The sequence below is a fragment of the Tenacibaculum sp. 190524A02b genome, from assembly GCF_964036645.1.
Classification (GTDB): domain Bacteria; phylum Bacteroidota; class Bacteroidia; order Flavobacteriales; family Flavobacteriaceae; genus Polaribacter; species Polaribacter vairaonense.
This window is the reverse complement of the sequence record NZ_OZ038525.1, coordinates 505,630-523,773: the sequence shown is the minus strand read 5'-3', so window position 1 is coordinate 523,773 and position 18,144 is coordinate 505,630. Positions and strand designations below refer to the sequence as shown.

The 18,144-nt window shown below is 29.0% G+C and carries 21 protein-coding genes and 1 tRNA gene; 8 read left to right on the top strand and 14 right to left on the bottom strand.

Going from position 1 to position 18,144, the window contains the following annotated elements; genetic code table 11:
• Window positions 1-8 precede the first annotated feature (8 nt).
• From ABNT65_RS02030 to ABNT65_RS02000, 7 genes are all read right to left on the bottom strand, one after another.
• Window positions 9-287: a hypothetical protein gene (locus tag ABNT65_RS02030; RefSeq protein WP_348747012.1), complete on the bottom strand. Its 279-nt coding sequence runs from the start codon at window positions 285-287 to the stop codon at window positions 9-11.
• 1 nt (window position 288) lies between these two features.
• Window positions 289-897, bottom strand: a complete 609-nt coding sequence (locus tag ABNT65_RS02025; RefSeq protein ID WP_348747011.1) for a hypothetical protein — start codon at window positions 895-897, stop codon at window positions 289-291.
• A gap of 55 nt (window positions 898-952) precedes the next feature.
• Window positions 953-1,120, bottom strand: a complete 168-nt coding sequence (locus tag ABNT65_RS02020) for a hypothetical protein (RefSeq protein WP_348747010.1) — start codon at window positions 1,118-1,120, stop codon at window positions 953-955.
• Window positions 1,121-1,513: 393 nt separating this feature from the next.
• Window positions 1,514-2,263: a hypothetical protein gene (locus ABNT65_RS02015; protein WP_348747009.1), complete on the bottom strand. Its 750-nt coding sequence runs from the start codon at window positions 2,261-2,263 to the stop codon at window positions 1,514-1,516.
• A gap of 135 nt (window positions 2,264-2,398) precedes the next feature.
• The gene (locus ABNT65_RS02010; protein ID WP_348747008.1) at window positions 2,399-3,025 is read right to left on the bottom strand and encodes a response regulator transcription factor; all 627 of its coding nucleotides are present in this window, start codon (window positions 3,023-3,025) and stop codon (window positions 2,399-2,401) included.
• Between the two features lie 274 nt (window positions 3,026-3,299).
• Entirely contained in the window at window positions 3,300-4,493 is a 1,194-nt protein-coding gene (locus ABNT65_RS02005; RefSeq protein ID WP_348747007.1) for a pentapeptide repeat-containing protein, read from the bottom strand.
• 741 nt (window positions 4,494-5,234) lie between these two features.
• A complete protein-coding gene (locus ABNT65_RS02000; RefSeq protein ID WP_348747006.1) occupies window positions 5,235-5,435 on the bottom strand; it encodes a hypothetical protein in 201 nt (66 codons plus the stop codon).
• A 250-nt stretch (window positions 5,436-5,685) separates the two neighbouring features.
• On the opposite strand from ABNT65_RS02000, the gene ABNT65_RS01995 reads away from it, so the two are divergent.
• Window positions 5,686-6,405: a hypothetical protein gene (locus ABNT65_RS01995; protein WP_348747005.1), complete on the top strand. Its 720-nt coding sequence runs from the start codon at window positions 5,686-5,688 to the stop codon at window positions 6,403-6,405.
• Here the strand turns inward: ABNT65_RS01995 and ABNT65_RS01990 are convergent.
• Complete coding sequence (locus tag ABNT65_RS01990; protein ID WP_348747004.1) at window positions 6,315-6,764, bottom strand: HNH endonuclease signature motif containing protein; 450 nt, start codon at window positions 6,762-6,764, stop codon at window positions 6,315-6,317. The genes ABNT65_RS01995 and ABNT65_RS01990 overlap by 91 nt on opposite strands.
• 669 nt (window positions 6,765-7,433) lie before the next feature.
• Here ABNT65_RS01990 and ABNT65_RS01985 point away from each other — a divergent pair.
• From ABNT65_RS01985 to ABNT65_RS01970, 4 genes are all read left to right on the top strand, one after another.
• The gene (locus ABNT65_RS01985) at window positions 7,434-8,729 is read left to right on the top strand and encodes a DUF6161 domain-containing protein (RefSeq protein WP_348747003.1); all 1,296 of its coding nucleotides are present in this window, start codon (window positions 7,434-7,436) and stop codon (window positions 8,727-8,729) included.
• A gap of 132 nt (window positions 8,730-8,861) precedes the next feature.
• Window positions 8,862-10,118: a Y-family DNA polymerase gene (locus tag ABNT65_RS01980; RefSeq protein ID WP_348747002.1), complete on the top strand. Its 1,257-nt coding sequence runs from the start codon at window positions 8,862-8,864 to the stop codon at window positions 10,116-10,118.
• Window positions 10,115-10,564 (top strand): LexA family protein, encoded by a 450-nt coding sequence (locus ABNT65_RS01975; protein ID WP_348747001.1) that lies wholly within the window; start codon window positions 10,115-10,117, stop codon window positions 10,562-10,564. The genes ABNT65_RS01980 and ABNT65_RS01975 overlap by 4 nt, the downstream gene beginning before the upstream one ends.
• Before the next feature lie 3 nt (window positions 10,565-10,567).
• On the top strand, window positions 10,568-11,302 hold the full coding sequence (locus tag ABNT65_RS01970) for an SOS response-associated peptidase (protein ID WP_348747000.1): 735 nt from the start codon (window positions 10,568-10,570) through the stop codon (window positions 11,300-11,302).
• On the opposite strand, the gene ABNT65_RS01965 is transcribed toward ABNT65_RS01970, so the two are convergent.
• The 5 genes from ABNT65_RS01965 to ABNT65_RS01945 form a co-directional block, all read right to left on the bottom strand.
• Window positions 11,299-11,571: a hypothetical protein gene (locus ABNT65_RS01965; protein ID WP_348746999.1), complete on the bottom strand. Its 273-nt coding sequence runs from the start codon at window positions 11,569-11,571 to the stop codon at window positions 11,299-11,301. The genes ABNT65_RS01970 and ABNT65_RS01965 overlap by 4 nt on opposite strands.
• 63 nt (window positions 11,572-11,634) lie before the next feature.
• The gene (locus ABNT65_RS01960) at window positions 11,635-12,891 is read right to left on the bottom strand and encodes a site-specific integrase (protein WP_348746998.1); all 1,257 of its coding nucleotides are present in this window, start codon (window positions 12,889-12,891) and stop codon (window positions 11,635-11,637) included.
• 108 nt (window positions 12,892-12,999) lie between these two features.
• Window positions 13,000-13,075, bottom strand: a tRNA-His gene (locus ABNT65_RS01955).
• A gap of 55 nt (window positions 13,076-13,130) precedes the next feature.
• Window positions 13,131-13,847 (bottom strand): bacillithiol biosynthesis deacetylase BshB1, encoded by a 717-nt coding sequence (gene bshB1, locus ABNT65_RS01950; protein WP_348746997.1) that lies wholly within the window; start codon window positions 13,845-13,847, stop codon window positions 13,131-13,133.
• Window positions 13,848-14,122: 275 nt separating this feature from the next.
• Window positions 14,123-15,532, bottom strand: coding sequence for an MATE family efflux transporter (locus ABNT65_RS01945; RefSeq protein ID WP_348702103.1), 1,410 nt, complete (start codon window positions 15,530-15,532; stop codon window positions 14,123-14,125).
• 102 nt (window positions 15,533-15,634) lie between these two features.
• On the opposite strand from ABNT65_RS01945, the gene ABNT65_RS01940 reads away from it, so the two are divergent.
• Genes ABNT65_RS01940 through ABNT65_RS01930 form a run of 3 tightly spaced genes read left to right on the top strand, consistent with a single transcriptional unit; the run spans window position 15,635 to window position 17,429 of the window.
• On the top strand, window positions 15,635-16,441 hold the full coding sequence (locus tag ABNT65_RS01940) for a Rossmann-like and DUF2520 domain-containing protein (RefSeq protein ID WP_348702104.1): 807 nt from the start codon (window positions 15,635-15,637) through the stop codon (window positions 16,439-16,441).
• Window positions 16,425-16,952, top strand: a complete 528-nt coding sequence (locus ABNT65_RS01935; protein WP_348702106.1) for an HAD-IIIA family hydrolase — start codon at window positions 16,425-16,427, stop codon at window positions 16,950-16,952. The genes ABNT65_RS01940 and ABNT65_RS01935 overlap by 17 nt, the downstream gene beginning before the upstream one ends.
• A 51-nt stretch (window positions 16,953-17,003) precedes the next feature.
• A complete protein-coding gene (locus ABNT65_RS01930; protein WP_348736387.1) occupies window positions 17,004-17,429 on the top strand; it encodes a DUF2147 domain-containing protein in 426 nt (141 codons plus the stop codon).
• A gap of 57 nt (window positions 17,430-17,486) precedes the next feature.
• Here the strand turns inward: ABNT65_RS01930 and msrA are convergent, their stop codons facing one another.
• The gene (gene msrA / locus ABNT65_RS01925; RefSeq protein WP_348702108.1) at window positions 17,487-18,140 is read right to left on the bottom strand and encodes a peptide-methionine (S)-S-oxide reductase MsrA; all 654 of its coding nucleotides are present in this window, start codon (window positions 18,138-18,140) and stop codon (window positions 17,487-17,489) included.
• Window positions 18,141-18,144 lie beyond the last annotated feature (4 nt).

The following is an 18,144-nucleotide window of genomic DNA, read 5'->3' as shown; positions in this document are numbered from 1 at the left end:
TTTGTATTTTAAAATTGTAATTCTAAATTCTTATATAAGTATAATTTCTCAGAATTAACTATTTCTAACTCTTTGTCTAATACTTTAATACTCTCTAGTCTGCTAATAAAGTCATCCATAATTTTATACAATTGAATGACAATGGGATGTGAGTTTCCCAAACCAGAGGATATTTCATCTAAAATACTTTTATACTCATTAATCACTTCTTGCTTTGTGATTCTTCCCTCTTTGTAAGCTTCTTTAAGCTTTACTATTTCGTTACTTAATTGTACTGGGGACTTCATTTTAAGTGGTTTTAATTAGGTTAACAAGCTGATTACCATTTAATACTAAATCTTGCAAATCTTTTTGGGTTTGTTTTTTCTTTTGCTCTATTTTTGACAATACACCTATGGAGATATAAACAATAGAAGACGTTATTAAAGCAGATACAATAAAGCTCATATCGTAACTCCACTTAGGAAAATCTGTCTTTGTTAAAAATGATCTTAAAACCCAAAAAGAAGACACATAAATAAACCCTAATCCAGCAAAAAAATATAATTTCTTATAGTTTTCAATAGTGTTAGGATTAAGGATTAATATTAAAAATGTTACAGATAGAATAAAAGCAAATATTGGAAAGCCAATCGTGTAAACAAAAGACCTAAATGAATTATAGCCTAAATAAGAGAATTCATTTTTTAAACCTTTTCTTTTAGTAAAAAATGCTTTTAGTTTACTTGCCTTTTTTTCTTCAATACTTTCAAACCTCAAAGCATAATCTACTAATCCTTTTTCTTTTAATTCATTTATAAGAAGCAACCTTTCATTATTTGAATTATCTATAATTTGCTTATGCTGTGTATAATGAGACTTATAAGGCTCCCAGTTTGAAAGCCTTTCGTAGCTCATGTGCAAAAAAGGTGATAATAAGGCTATTAAAAAGGTTAAACCAATTAAAAAAGTTTTAACCTTGACCTTCAAGTGGTGAGTCGTCTTCTTCGTCGATTTCTTCGTTTTCGATGAGTTTAATTTCATTTTTTTCTTTAGTTTCTAATTCTTCAATACTATTATCAGTACATCCAATAAACACAGTAGATAAGATAACCAACGCAATAAGTAATACTTTTTTCATCATTATAAATTTTTAGATTAATGAAGTAAAAGTACTTATAATATGTTAATTACATACAACTATTATATCAGTTATAGCCGATAAAAATTCTTAGTAAAAGATTAGGTTAGGGTAAACCTAATCTTCAATTTTTTTTTGAAATCACATTGTAAATTTAATACAAATTTTCAAATTGTCTAAATATATTTTTTAAAATCTTCCTCACCCTTTGTTTGTTGTTTATTGTTTATTGTTTTATTGTTTATTTGTTTTATTATAGTGGCTTTGAGTTTGTCTGTGCTTGGGCTTTGCTTTAAATCTTGCTTTGGTTCTTGGGTTAACAGTGCTTTGTCTAGTGCTTTGGTATTTTTTACCAAAGCAGACACCATAATAATTAACAACAAGCTTTAAAACTTATTTATCGTGTGCTATCTTTTTTAGCATTTGAAAAGTTTCTTTTTTCTTCTCAGGTTTTGCATTTCTATATGCATGAATTGATATTGTAAACATCTGTTCTCTAAGTTTGGTAATCTTATCTTTATTATATTTTGTAAGTAGATATACAGCAAGTGATACCATTGATGCAGCAAATACTGTCATTAAATAATATGTAACTCTATTTAAGTCTTGAAAGCTTTGGAATATCCAATAAAAAGAGAAAAAACATAGTGAAATGATTAGAGTATGAATAATTATTGCTCCTTTATTTTTCTTGTCTCTTAAAAAAGAGTTGACAATGTTATAAAGCGAGTATAAGAAGAAACACAATATTAATCCGAACCTTTCAGTAAAATACCGTAACGAAGCAAAACCAAATACTTTCTCATCCTTTTTAGCTTCAAGAAAAACCTCCCAAGCTTTGTCTGTTTTATTTTTACTTAATTGAAACTTATTGTAAATATCCGTTCCTTTTGTAGATTCTATTAATTCTATTAGAATTTTTGTTCTTTCTTTTTTATTAAGCCTATGTTCTTTTTGGGCAATAGTATACCTTTCGCTTCTTTTTGGAATAAATTGATGCGAGTAAAATAATGTTGCACATACTAATGCAACTATGTAAGGGAAGAGTTTTCTATAAATCGTTACTGTCGTTGTCTCCTTCGTCTCCTCCGTCGTGGATGTCACTTTCTTTTTCGACTGATTGTATTTTAAGTAATTCTTCATGTTCTGCTGTATTATCTGTACATGCAGTGAATAATAATCCTAAAAAGGCGATTGCTAGTATATATTTTTTCATGGTTATTGGGTGTTATATTAACCCATAAAGATAGCAATCCTAATTCACTGTGTACTATATATTTATTTTTTGTTATAAAACCATTTCACAAGCCCAACCTTAGTTTTTATACCTAACTTTTCTTTCATGCGTCTTACATATGTTTTTATAGTATTAACGCTTAACTCAGTCTCTTTACTGATCTCTGTATAACTTAAATCTTCTAACATTGGCAATAATTCCCTCTCTCTATCTGATAACTCATTTTCTAAAATTAAACTTAACTCTAACTCTTCATTTAATTCTGGAGCTTCTAAACTCTTACTAAAAAATACTCCGCCTTGTGAAACTACTCTTACAGCTTCTTCAAACTCTAAATGAACTGTTTCTTTTAATAAAAATCCTTTACATCCCAAATCAGCTACGTCATTGATATAATTCTGTGTACTATATGCTGAAATTATGATAGTATTCATTTCAATATTATGAAGCCTTATATACCTCAAAACATCAATTCCTTTCATCCCTGGCATTTCAATATCTAATAACAATAAATCTGCATCATTAGAATTAATTTTTAGCCATTCCAACAAATCATCACCTCGGTTAAACTCAGCAACAATATTAACATCATCCAGTAAAAGAACAGACTTATATCCCTCTATTACAAGCTGATGATCATCCGCAATAACTACCCTTAATTTATTCATGTCCCAAATGTAAATGTTATATTTTAACATTTTGTAAACCTTTTGGGTATAGGAAAGAATTTTTATTTAAAAAAACACCTATTTATATCAACTCTAAATAAAAAACACTGATTTACAAGGAAAAAGAACTACAATTTAAATTCATTAACATTTGAAACTACTATTGAATTAACAACTATTTCTATTAGGTTAATATTCGTTTGTTTTTTTTGATAATAAAAAAACACCTTAGTACAAGGTGCTTGTGATTAGTGTTATTAAAGAAAAAAATAAACTATACTGCCTTTTTTTCTAAATCTTTTAATTCTGGAATTATTACTCCTTTATTTTCAAGATAACCTATTATCTTATCTTGAGAACTCAGTAATTCAGGATTAGAGTCTAAATCATTTGCAATAGATTTTGAAATTGTTTCTGATATCAATACCGATTTACCATTTATAGTTTTCTTAATTAAAATCAATTCACCAATTCTAATAACAGCATTATCTATACTTTCGAGAGATTTTACAACCATTGAATACGCTTTAACTATATCTATGTTTTTAGAATCTCTTAAACTTTCTTTATCCTTATTAAATATTTTTCTTACTCTTTCAAAAAGTAAGGGGCTTAATTTGGAAGCTATTGGTTTTACAAACTCAAAAAATAAATCTTGAAAAAAAGACCCAAATACTGGCTCATTTTTCTCCTTATATTTAAACCCCATTGCCTTCATTAAATCTCCTATAGAATTAACTATTTCTTCTTGATTTACAAGAGGGATTTCTTCATCATAAATAGCTACATTAACTTGAATATTATTATTATTTTCATCTGACTTGTAAAAAATCACATTTTCTAAGACCGTTTCAAGTATATTAACTCCTTTTAAATTAGCTTCTATTAAATTAGCTTCAGTTAAATCTGCATGTCTTAATTCTGCATTTCCTAAATCAGCTCCAGTTAAATTAACTCCAGTTAAATTAGCTTCTTTTAAATTAGCATATCTTAAATCAACTCCTATCAAATTAGCTCCAGTTAAATTAGTCCCTGTTAAATCAGCATATCTTAAATCAACATCTCTTAAATCAGCTCCAGTTAAATCTGCATCTATTAATTCTGCATTTCCTAAATCAGCTCCAGTTATATCAGTTCCACTTAAATTAGCTCCAGTTAAATCAGCTCCATTTAAATCAACCTTACTTAAAATAGCATCTCTTAAATCAGATCTTACTAAGTTAGCTCCATTTAAATTTGCTGCACTTAAATCAGTTACTTTTAAATCAGCTCCACTTAAATTAGCTCCTCTCAAATTAGCTCCACTTAAAAAAGCTCCTATTAAAATAGTTTGACTTAAATTAGAACCACTTAAATCAACTTCAGTTAAACCAGCTCTAGCACCTTTCTTTAAACCTGAAACAATCCACAATTGGTGCTCTTTTATTATTTTTTCTAGTTCTTCTTTGGTAATTTTTTTTTTAGGCATAAGATTAAAATTTGAAATAAAAATAAACAATAAACTTTTACACCTCTATAATTAAAGTATCAAAACATATCTTTCTCATACATTATACATTAAATAAAAGGTTTTATACTTGAATTTATTTAATTTCATTACTTCTTTCATTACTTCCTTAATCAGCTTAAGCTATTCTTCTAATTAGATTTTTATCTTTATATCTATATGTAAAAACATCTTTTTATATATTTTTTTATATATTTGTAGTGTTATTAATTAGTGGTATTTAATTTTCATCTTTAATAAAATAAAGCCACCATATAGGTGACTTTAATTAGTTTTAATTGAATAATATCTCAAATACCATAAGTAACTCAATAATCTTTCTTATCTCTCGTACAGATAAGTAGATATATTTAAATACTTTTTTCTTGAGAAGTTTTTTTAAACTTTTCATTTTTAAGGTTTTAAATTAAAATTTATGCACTTAATGTGCCCTTTTTACTAGTAATGTTTTAATATTACTTGGTTTATGTAAATCATCTTATGACTTAACATAAACACCTGGTATGCTTTTGTTTATTTCATTAGCATAAAATTATAGCTAGGCTTTTGAAAGTGGTATTTTCTAAGCTTAGCTTTATTACTTACTCAAATTTACATTTATAATAATTGAAAGCTTCTAATTCATTAATGAAGTTATTCACATAATTACCCACATATAATTTTATATATTTTAATTTTCTTTTATTGTAGGCATTTCAGTAATTATTTAAACCTTTCTAAATATTTAAAACACATAATTCGATATTTATCTTGAAATTTACTCGATTCTTTTAAAGGTGCATTACAGATTAACATCAAATCAATATCAATCTTTGTAATATCTGACACTTTGTTTGAAGCATTATCAAAAGCTCTTTTAAATCGATTAAAAAAGAACTCTACTGTTTTTGGGTTATTTTTCATTGTTAAATAATTTTATTATTCAAAGATAAACTCGGTATTTCTATCCTGCAAAAACATTAATTTTTTTGATGATGTGAAAGATTATCACGATCATTATTAAGTGATTACCCTTAAATTTTTAATGGTTAACCATTAGCTATAATATAGGGATAGTAGGTATTGTGAAATTACCTTTAAATAGTTTCTTTTGTTTCCTCCCGTTTTTCTCATAAAGACCCAACTTTATTAATATTTAAAATCAATTACCAAAATGAGTAAAGAACAACAATCCAGCTTTGCTGCAAATGGATTAGCCAAAAAGGAAGAAAAAAAGCCCTACATTTCTGTTAACAAACTAGCAGAATACATGACTGCTGATGCAATTAGAAGAAGACAAATAATTAAACACCTTAAAAAAGACATGGACTTTTTTAAAGTTTATTATTCTGAAGTTAGAAAAGCTATACCAAAGTACTTCAAGAGTGATTACAATGAAGAAATTATAAACGATGTAATAGAAAAAATAAAAGGAAAAACAGAAATTTCAGATTGGGATAAAAATGATAATTCTAATTCAATTATAGCTCTTGAAAATATCATGGAATCTAATTTACCAGATATAGAAAACTACAGTGTTGTTAAAGATCAATTCAATGTCAAGAACATAGTTTTAGGAGGTGTAACTATAAGCATTAAACCCGATATATATCTACAGAACAACTCAAATGGAAAAATTGGAGGTATGAAATCTCATATTGCGAAAACCCCAGATAATCAACTTGAAAAAAAGAACAGAGTTTATGCTGCTACTTTAATTAAATATTCTCTGCTAGAACATGGTTTAGAGCCCAAAAATATTGATGATAAAGCATGTATTTCATATGATGTATTTAAAAAGGATTATTCAACCGCTTCTAAATCATTCAAAAGAACCGTTAAATCTATAGAAGCAGCTTGTGAAGAAATAGCTTTACGATGGGATTCCATTTGATTATTAGACTTTTCATTATGACAATCTGTACAGAGTGTTTGAAAGTTTTCAATACCTGTTGCTCCACCACCTAAAAACACGGGAAGTATATGATCTGCTTCCCAGTTTTCATCATATACACCACAACTTCTACAATACCCTTGCTCTTTTTCATATAATAATTTTCTGATCATACCTGTATTTCCTTTTAATACTGAAAATATCTCATATGCTCTATCACTACATGCTTCACTAGACCATCTTTTTTGCTTCCCTACTAGTTTTGTTCCACACCCACAAGCACATAGACCATCTTTCCTATCTGGAAACAAATCTTTCATTTTAAACTCTTGTTGGTATCTCTTAAACTTATCCAGCATAAGAACTAGGTAATTTTGTTTTAAATAAGTTAATATATTGTTATCTACAATACATATTAATTATTATCTACTCTCAATTTAAGGATAAAAAAGCAAATAATAAAATAATTTCACAAATATAGAAACAAAATTCTACATTCGATTTTAATTAAAATAACATTAGGATAATGTCACATTATAACATTGTCACTTTATATTAATATATCTTTCGTATATTTGCAAAAGAAAAACCACACCTAATGGTGTGGAAAATAAAAGGTTATTTTTTTCTGCTCTTATAACTGGTTACAAGCTTTAATACAGCTGTAACAAAAGAAATAAAAGCAGTGGCGATTTTAAAGTATTCGGCTTTCATCGCTTTAAACGTGTCAACGTTGTTAACCTAATTTAAAAGATAAAGTCAATAGCCTCTAACCTATTGACTTTCTTTTTGACTCCCCGTTGACTTTTAAGAGTCTTTAGGTATCAAATTTCTTTTTTACTTCAAACATTTTGGTTTAAAGCTAAGTCAATGGTTTTTTAAATCGCCATAGCAAATTTAACGAATAGGATTTTAATATCTCTTTTTTCGGCGTACAGATATTAGTATGTTTTCTATGTTTTTTTTCTCTTTGAAAACTCACATATTTTTTTAGCTTTGAATAATATCAACCTACCAAAACTTAGCTTATGACAGATAAAGAATTTAGAGAGTTAATCTCAAGTTTGAATCAAACTACTCAAGACGCAATCCTTAACAATCTTGATATTACATTAGATCTAAAAACTAGTCCTAAAGAGTTTTCTTCCATTATAACACTTCGAGACTTTTTAAAAAATCAAATTAACGGATTTAATACTCTTTTTGAAAAGAAACCAATACTAAAAGAGCATGAATATTTCCAAAATTGTCTTGAAAATTATTTTACTTTAGAAACAGAACTTTATTCTTTTATCAATGAATTAAAATCTATAGACATTGAAAAATTAGATGATAAACTCATATTAATTAGAGAAAATTTTTCAGATTACGAAACTAGAGAACATGATAGGTACGTAGTTTATAACATTGTAAATGTTTTTGATACTTACATCCAACGGTTAATTGACCTACCTGATAAAATTATTAATAATGAATTTTTAGAATCATATATATCATACTCTTTATTTAACAAAGTTCAACCAATTATCAGAAAAGATAATTTAAGAGCATATATCACTGCTGAATCTGTATCGGGACATACTATCTCTAAACCAGATGAAAGCATTTGCTCAAATAAAATTTTGAAAGAGTTTAGTGATAAAATGTCAAAAAAGACAACAGAAATTGAAGAACATACTGTCAAGCATTTTTCTTTTGTTAAAGATGAAGCTAAAAGGTTTAAAAAACACATGTATGAAAAAGCCACAGAGTCCATTGATTTAATTAAAAAAGACATGGAAAATTATAAATCAGTATTTACAGATTTATCTAGCCAAATTGATATTCTTGAAAAAAAATACGATGAAAAATTATCTTTAAGCAAGCCGGCTGATTATTGGAAAGAGCGAGGAAAAGAAATGATGCTCAGAGGCTATGTTATGCTTTGTTTTTTAGTTGTTCTTATACTTTTTACTGCTTTATTTTTAGTTGACTTACTTTATAACATTCCAGATAATGTTATTACATCATTTTTCGACAACGATAAATCCGCTGCTATTAGATGGTCTATAATATTTATAACCCTACTATCTCTAATTGCATACGGTGTAAAAATAATATCAAAAGTTATGTTAAGTTCTTTCCATATTGCAAGAGATTGCGAGGAAAGACATACACTAACATACTTTTATTTATCACTGATTGATAATAAAGAAATAAGTTCAGAGGAAAAGCTTTTAGTATACCAATCTTTATTTAGTAGAGCTGAGACTGGTTTATTAAAAGATGATTCTTCTCCCACTATGCCCTTAGGAGATATTTTTAAGAAAATAAACATAAGTTAAATAGAAGCACACAAAAAAACTATATACCAAACCGCCCAAGCATTTAGAAAATTTAAATAAATATTATTTACTTACAACATTAATCTAACATATAACAAACCATAATCAAAACATATTTTGTATTTTTGTAATATGTTTGCGTTAGTTGATTGTAATAATTTCTACGCTTCATGTGAACGGCTATTTAAACCTTATTTAAACAATAAACCAGTTGTTGTATTAAGCAACAATGATGGTTGTGTAATAGCACGCTCTAATGAAGCCAAAAAGCTAGGAATACCCATGGGAGCGGTCGCTTTTAAATATCAAGAGGTATTTGATAAGCATAAAATCCATGTGTTTTCTTCTAATTATGCTTTGTATGGAGATTTAAGTAATAGAGTAATGAATATTCTAACTTCTTACACTCCCGATATTGAAATATACTCAATAGACGAAGCCTTTCTTCAGTTCAATGGTTTTGATAACTATTGCTTGAAAGAATACGGTGCCGAAATTCAATCAAAAGTTAAACAATGGACTTCCATACCAATTAGCATAGGGTTTGCACCTACAAAAGGGCTTAGTAAAGTAGCAAATAGAATTGCTAAAAAATTCCCAGAATATCACAATGGAGTCTACATTATGGATTCTGAGGAAAAAAGAATAAAAGCTTTAAAATGGTTGCAAGTAGATGATATTTGGGGAATTGGGAGACAATACGCAAAAAAGCTACATAAATACGGAATACACAATGCCTATCAATTTACCCAACAACATGATGATTGGGTTAAAAAAGAGTTCTCAATTGTAGGTTTAAGATTAAAAAGAGATTTGTCTGGAGAACCAACTTTGTCTTTGGAGGACTCGATTAAAGCTAAAAAAAACATAAGCACTACTCGAAGTTTTGACAAAAACACAAAAAATCGAGATATTATAAAGGAAAGGGTTTGTACATATGCTAATAGCTGCGCTGAAAAGCTAAGAAAACAAGGTTCGCACTGTAATGCATTATTAGTGTTTCTTAATACAAACCCACATAGAAATGATTTACCACAATACAGAAGATCAACAATAGTTAAACTGCCTTATCCTAGCAGCTCAAGTATAACTTTAACAAAATACACTAAAATTGCTTTTGAAAAAATATTTAAAAAAGAATATCAGTATAAAAAAGCAGGAGTTATTGCCCTAGATATAGTCCCTGAAAACAATTATCAAATTAACCTTTTTGAAAACGAAAACCCTAAACACAAGTTGCTCATGGAAGTTATTGACCTAACAAACAAGGTTATTGGTCAAAAAAAGGTTAAATTAGCTAATCAGGATTTAGGAAGAACCTGGAAAATGAGACAGGAAAGATTATCACCAAGATATACAAGTAGTTGGAGTGAATTGTTGGAAGTATGAAAATAATTAATTTACCAAAGTTTAGTAGTGAAATAGAAATTGTTTCTTTTCAAGTGAATGGAGAAGAAATTAAAGTAAATTATTTTCCTGATGGAGTCCAAGCTGGTTTTCCATCTCCTGCTGATGATTTTAAAGAAGAGAAATTATCACTAGATAAGAAATACTTAACTAATCCAGATGCTACTTATATAGTTAAAGTTAAAGGCAACTCCATGTTTCCAACTCTTGAAATTAGTGATTTATTAATTGTAAAATCTGACTTAAGAATGGAAGATAACGATATAGTTATCGTTTCAGTTAACAACACTGAATTTACAGTTAAAAGGTTTGACAAATCAAACAATATATTATTAGCTGATAACCCAGAATTTTCTAACATAGAAATTCAAGAAGAAGATACTTTGATTTGTTTAGGTGTAGTAAAAAACTTAATCCGTGATATTTAAAAAATGTGCTTTCATATTAGTAATACAAAGAAAAACCCTAAAGCATTAGAAGATAGGTTTGATGCTACTTTTGAACACCCTGAAGTGTACGAGCCTTATTATCATTTTAATGGATGGGAAACAAAACAACTATATATCATAAGGCAAGAAGACCCTGAAACAATTGATTTTGCATCTTGGGGAGTTCTTCCAACAAACTACGACCTATCTCAGCGCTCTAATTTTCTGAGAAAGACTAACACATTAAACGCTACAAGAGAACGAATATATGAGAGTAATTTATTTAGTCAATTTATAGACTGGCAAAGATGTTTGATTATTGCCGATGGTTTATTTGAACCACATAAAAATGAAAATATTAAAGGTTCAATACCATATTATTTTAAACATAAAGACGAAAGCCTTTTTGCTTTTGCTGGTATTTACAGTGAAATTGATGACGGGTTGTTTTCTGCAAGTATAATTACAACAGAAGCAAACCCTATGTTTAAAGAAATACACAACTCCCCAAATAAATTAGGGAGTTATAGAATGCCATTGATTTTAGACCCTTCAGATGAATACGAATGGTTACACTGTAATAATGATAGAGATATTGTCAATACACTTCTTCACACATTCACAAAAAAAGAGATAGAATCTTATTCTGTATCTCAAGATGTTTTTAAGCGTGTTGACAGCAACAAAAAAAACATCATAGAACCTGTTTCATATGATGGAATAAAGTCATACTTTTAAAGGTATTGTTCAATAAGATCGATAGCTTCCAAGCCAATATCCCTTGCTTTGATCTGATCCTCAATAACAACATCTCTAAACACAGGAACACGTAACTTCATTACTTCATCATAGTGTATTTTTAATTTACCTTGAAGTTCTGGTATGGATCTAACAGCTTTTGATTTTAAAGCTAAATTTAACCCAACCGAAACATCATTTATGAGATAATTATACCTCAATACATTACACTCTAATTTTGAATAAATCAAATCTTTGTTAATTGCCATAATAATTATATTTTAAATTTGATTCAAAAGTAATTTTGAGAATTAAAATAATATAGGACACTTTTAAACCACCTTTAATTCACTATCATTATCATCTTCATAAAACGGATTGTTTACATTTTTTAACCTATCCATTTGTCTTTGTTTCTCATTGACTGCATAATGTTGTTTCATCATTCTATCAGTTGTATGAGAACGTAGTCTTTGAGCATGTTTTATATCAAGTTTAGCAGCTATATTATCAGCATACAAATGTGTTAATGCTGCAAAATCAGCCGTAATACCTAATTTATTTTTAACGTGTTCCTTCCATCTTCTTGTAATCTGTTCATATCTGATTGGCTTAATTCCTTTTTGCAAATTTCTTGAAAACAAATAATGTTTTGGATTAATAGTTAGCCTATCAGTATTCTGCTCATTAATTACTTCTATCCATAAACTAACAACACTTTTATTAATTGGTTTTAAAACTTCTTTAGGCTTCCCTCCTTTTTGTATAGTGACTTTAAATTCTAATGCATATATATCAACATCTTTAACCTGAACATTTAGTAATTCTTTTACTCTAGCCCCAGAAGCATAATAAATCATCATAAACCTCCAAAATGTATAGTAATTTTCTTTTAAATGGACATATACACGCTTTCTATCTTTATCACTTAATATTTCTCTTAACTTTTTTTCTACTGGAAGAGGCTTAATTTTATCTACAGGGTTGTATTCTATCACTTCATCTTCAATCATATCATCAAATAAACCGCTCATTTGAGCTTTATATTTATTATAACGATTATTAGAAATCCCTCTAGTTTGTTGCTGATGCTTTAAAACAGCCCTAATATCTTTTCTTTTAATTTCTGAAACAGAAGTGAACTGCAATCCCAAAGAGTTTATTGATACCTCTAAAAAATTTATCATAGAATTTATATCTGAACGATAATCTTTAGATATTTTTTTTTCTTTTAAATAGTACCTTAAACAATCAATCATCGTTGAAGATTCATCTGCTAATGCATCTTCATTCATATACTCTTCTGTAATTGGATTCCAACGATGTTTTATTAGCTTGTCACTTATACCTTCTAAAAGTATTTGAGTAGCTTCCCTTCTTTCACCTAACGTCTTATACTCGTTCATACCTTTAATACGGACTTGTTTACCATTAGGGTATTTATCTTTAAATAACGGGTCTCTAAAATAAAAATGAATGACCCAGTCTTTTTCAATACTTTCTTTACCTGATATTTTCCAATTTTTAGGAGTTACTTTAGGTATAGTTGAACTACAACCATTGCTAAGAATTAATTTATTTTTACTCATTTTCAATTTACATTTTAAACACGATTTTAAACACGATACCAAACAATGTAAATCTTACAGGAAAGTATAAAACACAAAAAAGCCCTTTGTATAAAGGGCTTTGGTTTTGGGTGAAAGATGGGTCTCGAACCCACGACCTCCGGAACCACAATCCGGCGCTCTAACCAACTGAGCTACAATCACCATTTGACTTGCGGGTGCAAATATACAAGCTTTTTACATATCTGCAAAACTTTTTTTTAAATTAATTTACTTAAGTTTTCTATCGCCACATAACGTTCTGATGTAAAGCCTTCTGCATATTCTACTCCAATTAACCTTCCAAGGTCTCTTGCTCTATATTCAATACTATCGGTAAAGTTTTTACTAGTAATTGGTGTTTCTGGCTCTGCACTTTTCGGATCATAAAATTGTGAACTATATGCCATAACCGAAGCTACTTTCTTCTCCATATAACCTGTTACATCTATCACAAAGTCTGGTTCTATATTTTTCCATTGTATGTAATGATATACTTGCTTTGGACGCCATTTTTCCTGTTTTACACCTCCTTCAAAAGTTTCTACTTTAAGTAAACCACTTAAAAAACAAGCATCAGAAACTAATTGACTACCTTTTGGATGATCTATATGACGATCATCTGTAGCATTACATAAAACAACTTCTGGTTGATATTTACGAATTTTTTTAATAATTTCTAGTTGATGCTCTTTATCATTTTTAAAAAAACCGTCATAAAATCCCATATTCTCCCTAATACTTACTCCTAAAATTTCAGCAGCCTTAGCTGCTTCTTTGTCTCTTAACTCAGCAGAACCTCTAGTTCCTAGTTCTCCTCTAGTTAAATCTACAATACCTACTTTTTTCCCTAAAGTAATTTCTTTAGCAATGGTTGCACTACACCCTAATTCTACATCATCAGGGTGCGCTCCAAAAGCTAGTATATCTAATTTCATTTATTTACTTTTTATTAATTAAAGTCGTTTAAACTTTTTTCAATTGGCTATAAAAATGCTATTTTTCGTCCTTTTTTGATTTTTTATTGTTCCGTAGCGCTACTATGAAACGCTAAAAAAGCTTCAAAATGAACAAAAAACTACTATTTTTCGCTTCAATCAAAAAAGTTTAAACCACTTCATTGTTATATAATTAATCATTAAATATTTTGCCATTTTTTGTTTCAATTTAACTAAAAAATGAACGAGTAATATACAAAACGTTTCTGGCTATACTATACCTTAACCGTTTTCCATTTTCCTTTTCTAAATAGCCAAACTCCAATTATTGCTATTAACACTTCGGCTATTGTTATTGCCCAAAATACTCCCTGTGGACCAAATTCTAGGGTTATAGACATTATATACGCAAATGGTAGTTGAAATAACCAAAAACAAACAAAATTAATATAGGTTGGTGTTTTGGTATCTCCTGATCCGTTAAACGACTGAATTACAACCATTCCATAGGCATAAGCTATATATCCTGCTGCCATAATTTGCAAACACAAAGCACCATTACTTATTACTTCTGAACTCTCTGAAAACCATCCTAAAAAGGTTGGCGCAAAAACAATATATATTAACGATACTAATCCCATAAAATAAGCACAATATTTTCCAGTAATCCATACTGATTTTTCCGCTCTTTCTGGTTTATTAGCACCTAAATTTTGCCCGACTAAAGTTGCTGCTGCATTGCTCAATCCCCATGCTGGCATAAGTGTAAACATCATGATTCGTATTGCTATCGTATATCCAGCTAATACTTCACTACCAAATTCGGACATAATTCGCATTAAAAATACCCAACTTGAAGTTCCAATAATAAACTGACCTATACCACCTAATGATACTTTTAGAATATCTAACACCAAACTTACTCTAAGTACTAAATCTTTAACTACTAATTTAATTTTCCCTGCACCAAAAAATAAAATTAATAATTGAGTAACCACTGCCACACCTCTTCCTATTGTAGTAGCAATAGCGGCTCCTTTAACTCCATAAGCTGGAATAGGACCTAATCCAAAAATAAAAATAGGATCTAGTATTATATTCAATCCATTAGATAAAATAAGTGTCCACATTGCAATTGAAGCATTTCCAGCTCCTCTATATATTGCATTAATTAAAAATAGTAACATTACCGTTATATTACCACCTAATAATACTTGTGTATAGCCAAACCCTTCTTCTATTAAACTGGGTTCACCTCCCATTAATTGCAATATTTCTTTAGGATATATAATCCCTATAAAACTTATTAGTATAGAAATAGCTATTCCTATAAAAATTACTTGAACCGCAGTTCGGTTTGCACCTTCACTATCCTTTTCTCCTGTTCTCCTTGCTACCATAGCTGTAGCAGCCATACTTAATCCAATTGCTACTGCATACACTAAGGTTAAAACTGATTCTGTTAAACCTACTGTAGCAACTGCATTAACACTTACTCTAGATACATATATAATATCTACTAAAGCAAATATAGATTCCATTAACATTTCCAAAATCATAGGAATTGCTAACATAAACACTGCCTTTTTAATACTTCCTTGTGTAAAATCTTGCTGCTTACCTAATACAGCGTCTTTAAATAGTGAGAATATATTTTGTTTTGTTGCTTGATTGTTATCTGTCATTTTATAAAAAATTATAATATAAAAAAGTACCCTGAAATTTCAAGGAAGAAAAATAATTAATATGTCCGAAGTATCGACTTAAACAATCATAGTGTTACAAATATGCAAAAAAATAACGAATTGCTAAGAAATAAAATCAATATCTTCGCTTTTATGATTCGTGTTGTTATTCTAGGAGGTGGTAAAGTTGCTAATCATTTAGCAAAGGCTTTTTTACAAGCTAAAAACAAGATTCAATTAGTTCAAATATATGCTAGAAATTGTAAACAAATTGAACATTTGAAGCCTTATACTCTAGTTACAAATTCAATTAACAGCATACAAAAAGCTGACATTTATATTATAGCTGTATCTGACAATGCTATTTCAGAGGTTTCTAGACAAATTAAAACTTCAGAATTAGTAGTGCACACTTCAGGAAGTGTTACCTTAGATTCATTAAAAAACAAGGGTAATAAAGGTGTATTTTATCCTTTACAGAGCTTTAGTACTGATAAAAATGTAAACTTTGATGAAATTCCCTTTTGTTTAGAAGCTGAAACCCCTGAAGATTTAAAATTATTAAATAAATTAGCTTCTTTTATTGGGAAAAAAATATACAATATAACTTCCGAGCAACGAAGGTATTTACACGTAGCTGCTGTTTTTGTAAACAACTTTGTAAATCATTTATATAAAATTGGGAATGATATTTGCGATACCTATAATGTTCCTTTTGAGGTTTTACATCCTTTAATAAAAGAAACCGCATCAAAACTAGAGTCCTTAACTCCTAATGATGCACAAACAGGTCCAGCTGTACGTAAAGATAGTAAGACTATAAAAAATCATTTAGATTTGCTTACTGAAAAGCAACAAAACATATATAAACTATTAACAGATTCAATTATTAATGGAGAAAAGTTATAAGGAAATATTACCACAAATAGATACATTTATTTTTGATGTGGATGGTGTTTTAACCAATGGTATGGTTACTGTAATGCCAGATGGGCAAATGATACGACATATGAATATAAAAGACGGGTATGCCTTAAAAGCTGCTGTAAAAGCTGGATATCGTGTTTGTATTATTTCTGGAGGAAGAAATGAAGGCGTTAGAACCCGCTTGGCAAACCTAGGAATTCAAGATATTTATTTGGGTGCTCATAATAAAATTGAACAATACGAGGAATTGGTTAACAAATACAGTTTAAATCCTGAAAATATTATATATGTTGGTGACGATATTCCTGACTATCCAGTTATGGAAAAAGTAGGAATGCCTTGTTGCCCTAATGATGCTGCCAGAGAAATACAAATAATTTCTAAATATATTTCTGATAAAAAAGGTGGCGAAGGTTGTGCCCGTGATATTATTGAACAAGTTATGCGTGTTCAAAAAAAATGGGATGATAATTTTGATGCCAAATACGATTAAAAATCAACATACTTAGCTATATATTAATACGTAAATAAACAATTTATTAAAATGAAAAAATCAATTTTTACTTTTTTACTTTTCCTATGTGTTTCAACTATTAATGCACAAACAATATTTGGAAAATGGGAAAACAGAGATGAAGAAACCAACAAAGTAGATAGTGTTATTGAAGTTTATGAAAAAGATGGAAAGGCGTTTGCTAAAATTATTGAAATTACCGATGAAGATAGACAAGATGCTGTTTGTGATCAATGTAAAGGAAAACGTAAAAATAAAGCTATTCTAGGTATGAATATTTTATCTGGCTTAAAAAAAGATGGTGATGAATGGAGCGGTGGTAAAATTTTGGATCCTAAAAATGGTAAAGAATATAAGTGTTATATTAAATTAGAAAATGACAACAAATTAAAAATACGTGGTTACATTGGTTTTTCTTTATTAGGGAGAACTGCATATTGGTATAGAAAGAAGTAATTTTCACTACATAAAACAAAAACCGTTAATCAGATTTGATTAACGGTTTTTTATTTTTTAATGCCCAACTTTGAGTAAGTGTGGGAATTTCCTTTTAAAACGATTTAACCTTGGAATAGAAACATTTTTTACATAGCTATTGTTAGGGTTTAATCGTTCATAATTTTGATGGTATTCCTCTGCCTTATGAAACTTTTTAAATTTGGTTACTTCTGTAACAATCTTTCCTTTGTAAACTTCAATGTTTAATTCATCGATTGTTTTTTCTATAATTTGTTTTTCTTTTTGATTTTGGTAAAAAGCTATGGACCTATATTGGGTTCCATAATCTGGATGTTGTCCGTTTTTAGTTGTTGGGTTGTGTGAGCCAAAAAACACATCTACCAAAGTTTTAAAACTTACTTTTTTAGAATCATAATACACAGCTACAGTCTCTGCATGTCCTGTTCTACCTGTTCCTATAGTTTGATACGTTGGATTTTTTGTATGTCCTCCTGCGTAGCCTGAAATTGCTTCACTCACTCCTTCTACGCTTTCAAAAATTGCTTCTACACACCAAAAACATCCACTAGCAAAATAGGCTACATTATTTCCTTCTGGTATTTTGGTTACTTCTATTACACTTTTGGTTTTTGTTTGCGCTTTTTTACATGCAAAACTTACTCCTGAAATTAGGATTAAAACGACTACTGAAAACTTTAATACTCTCATAAAA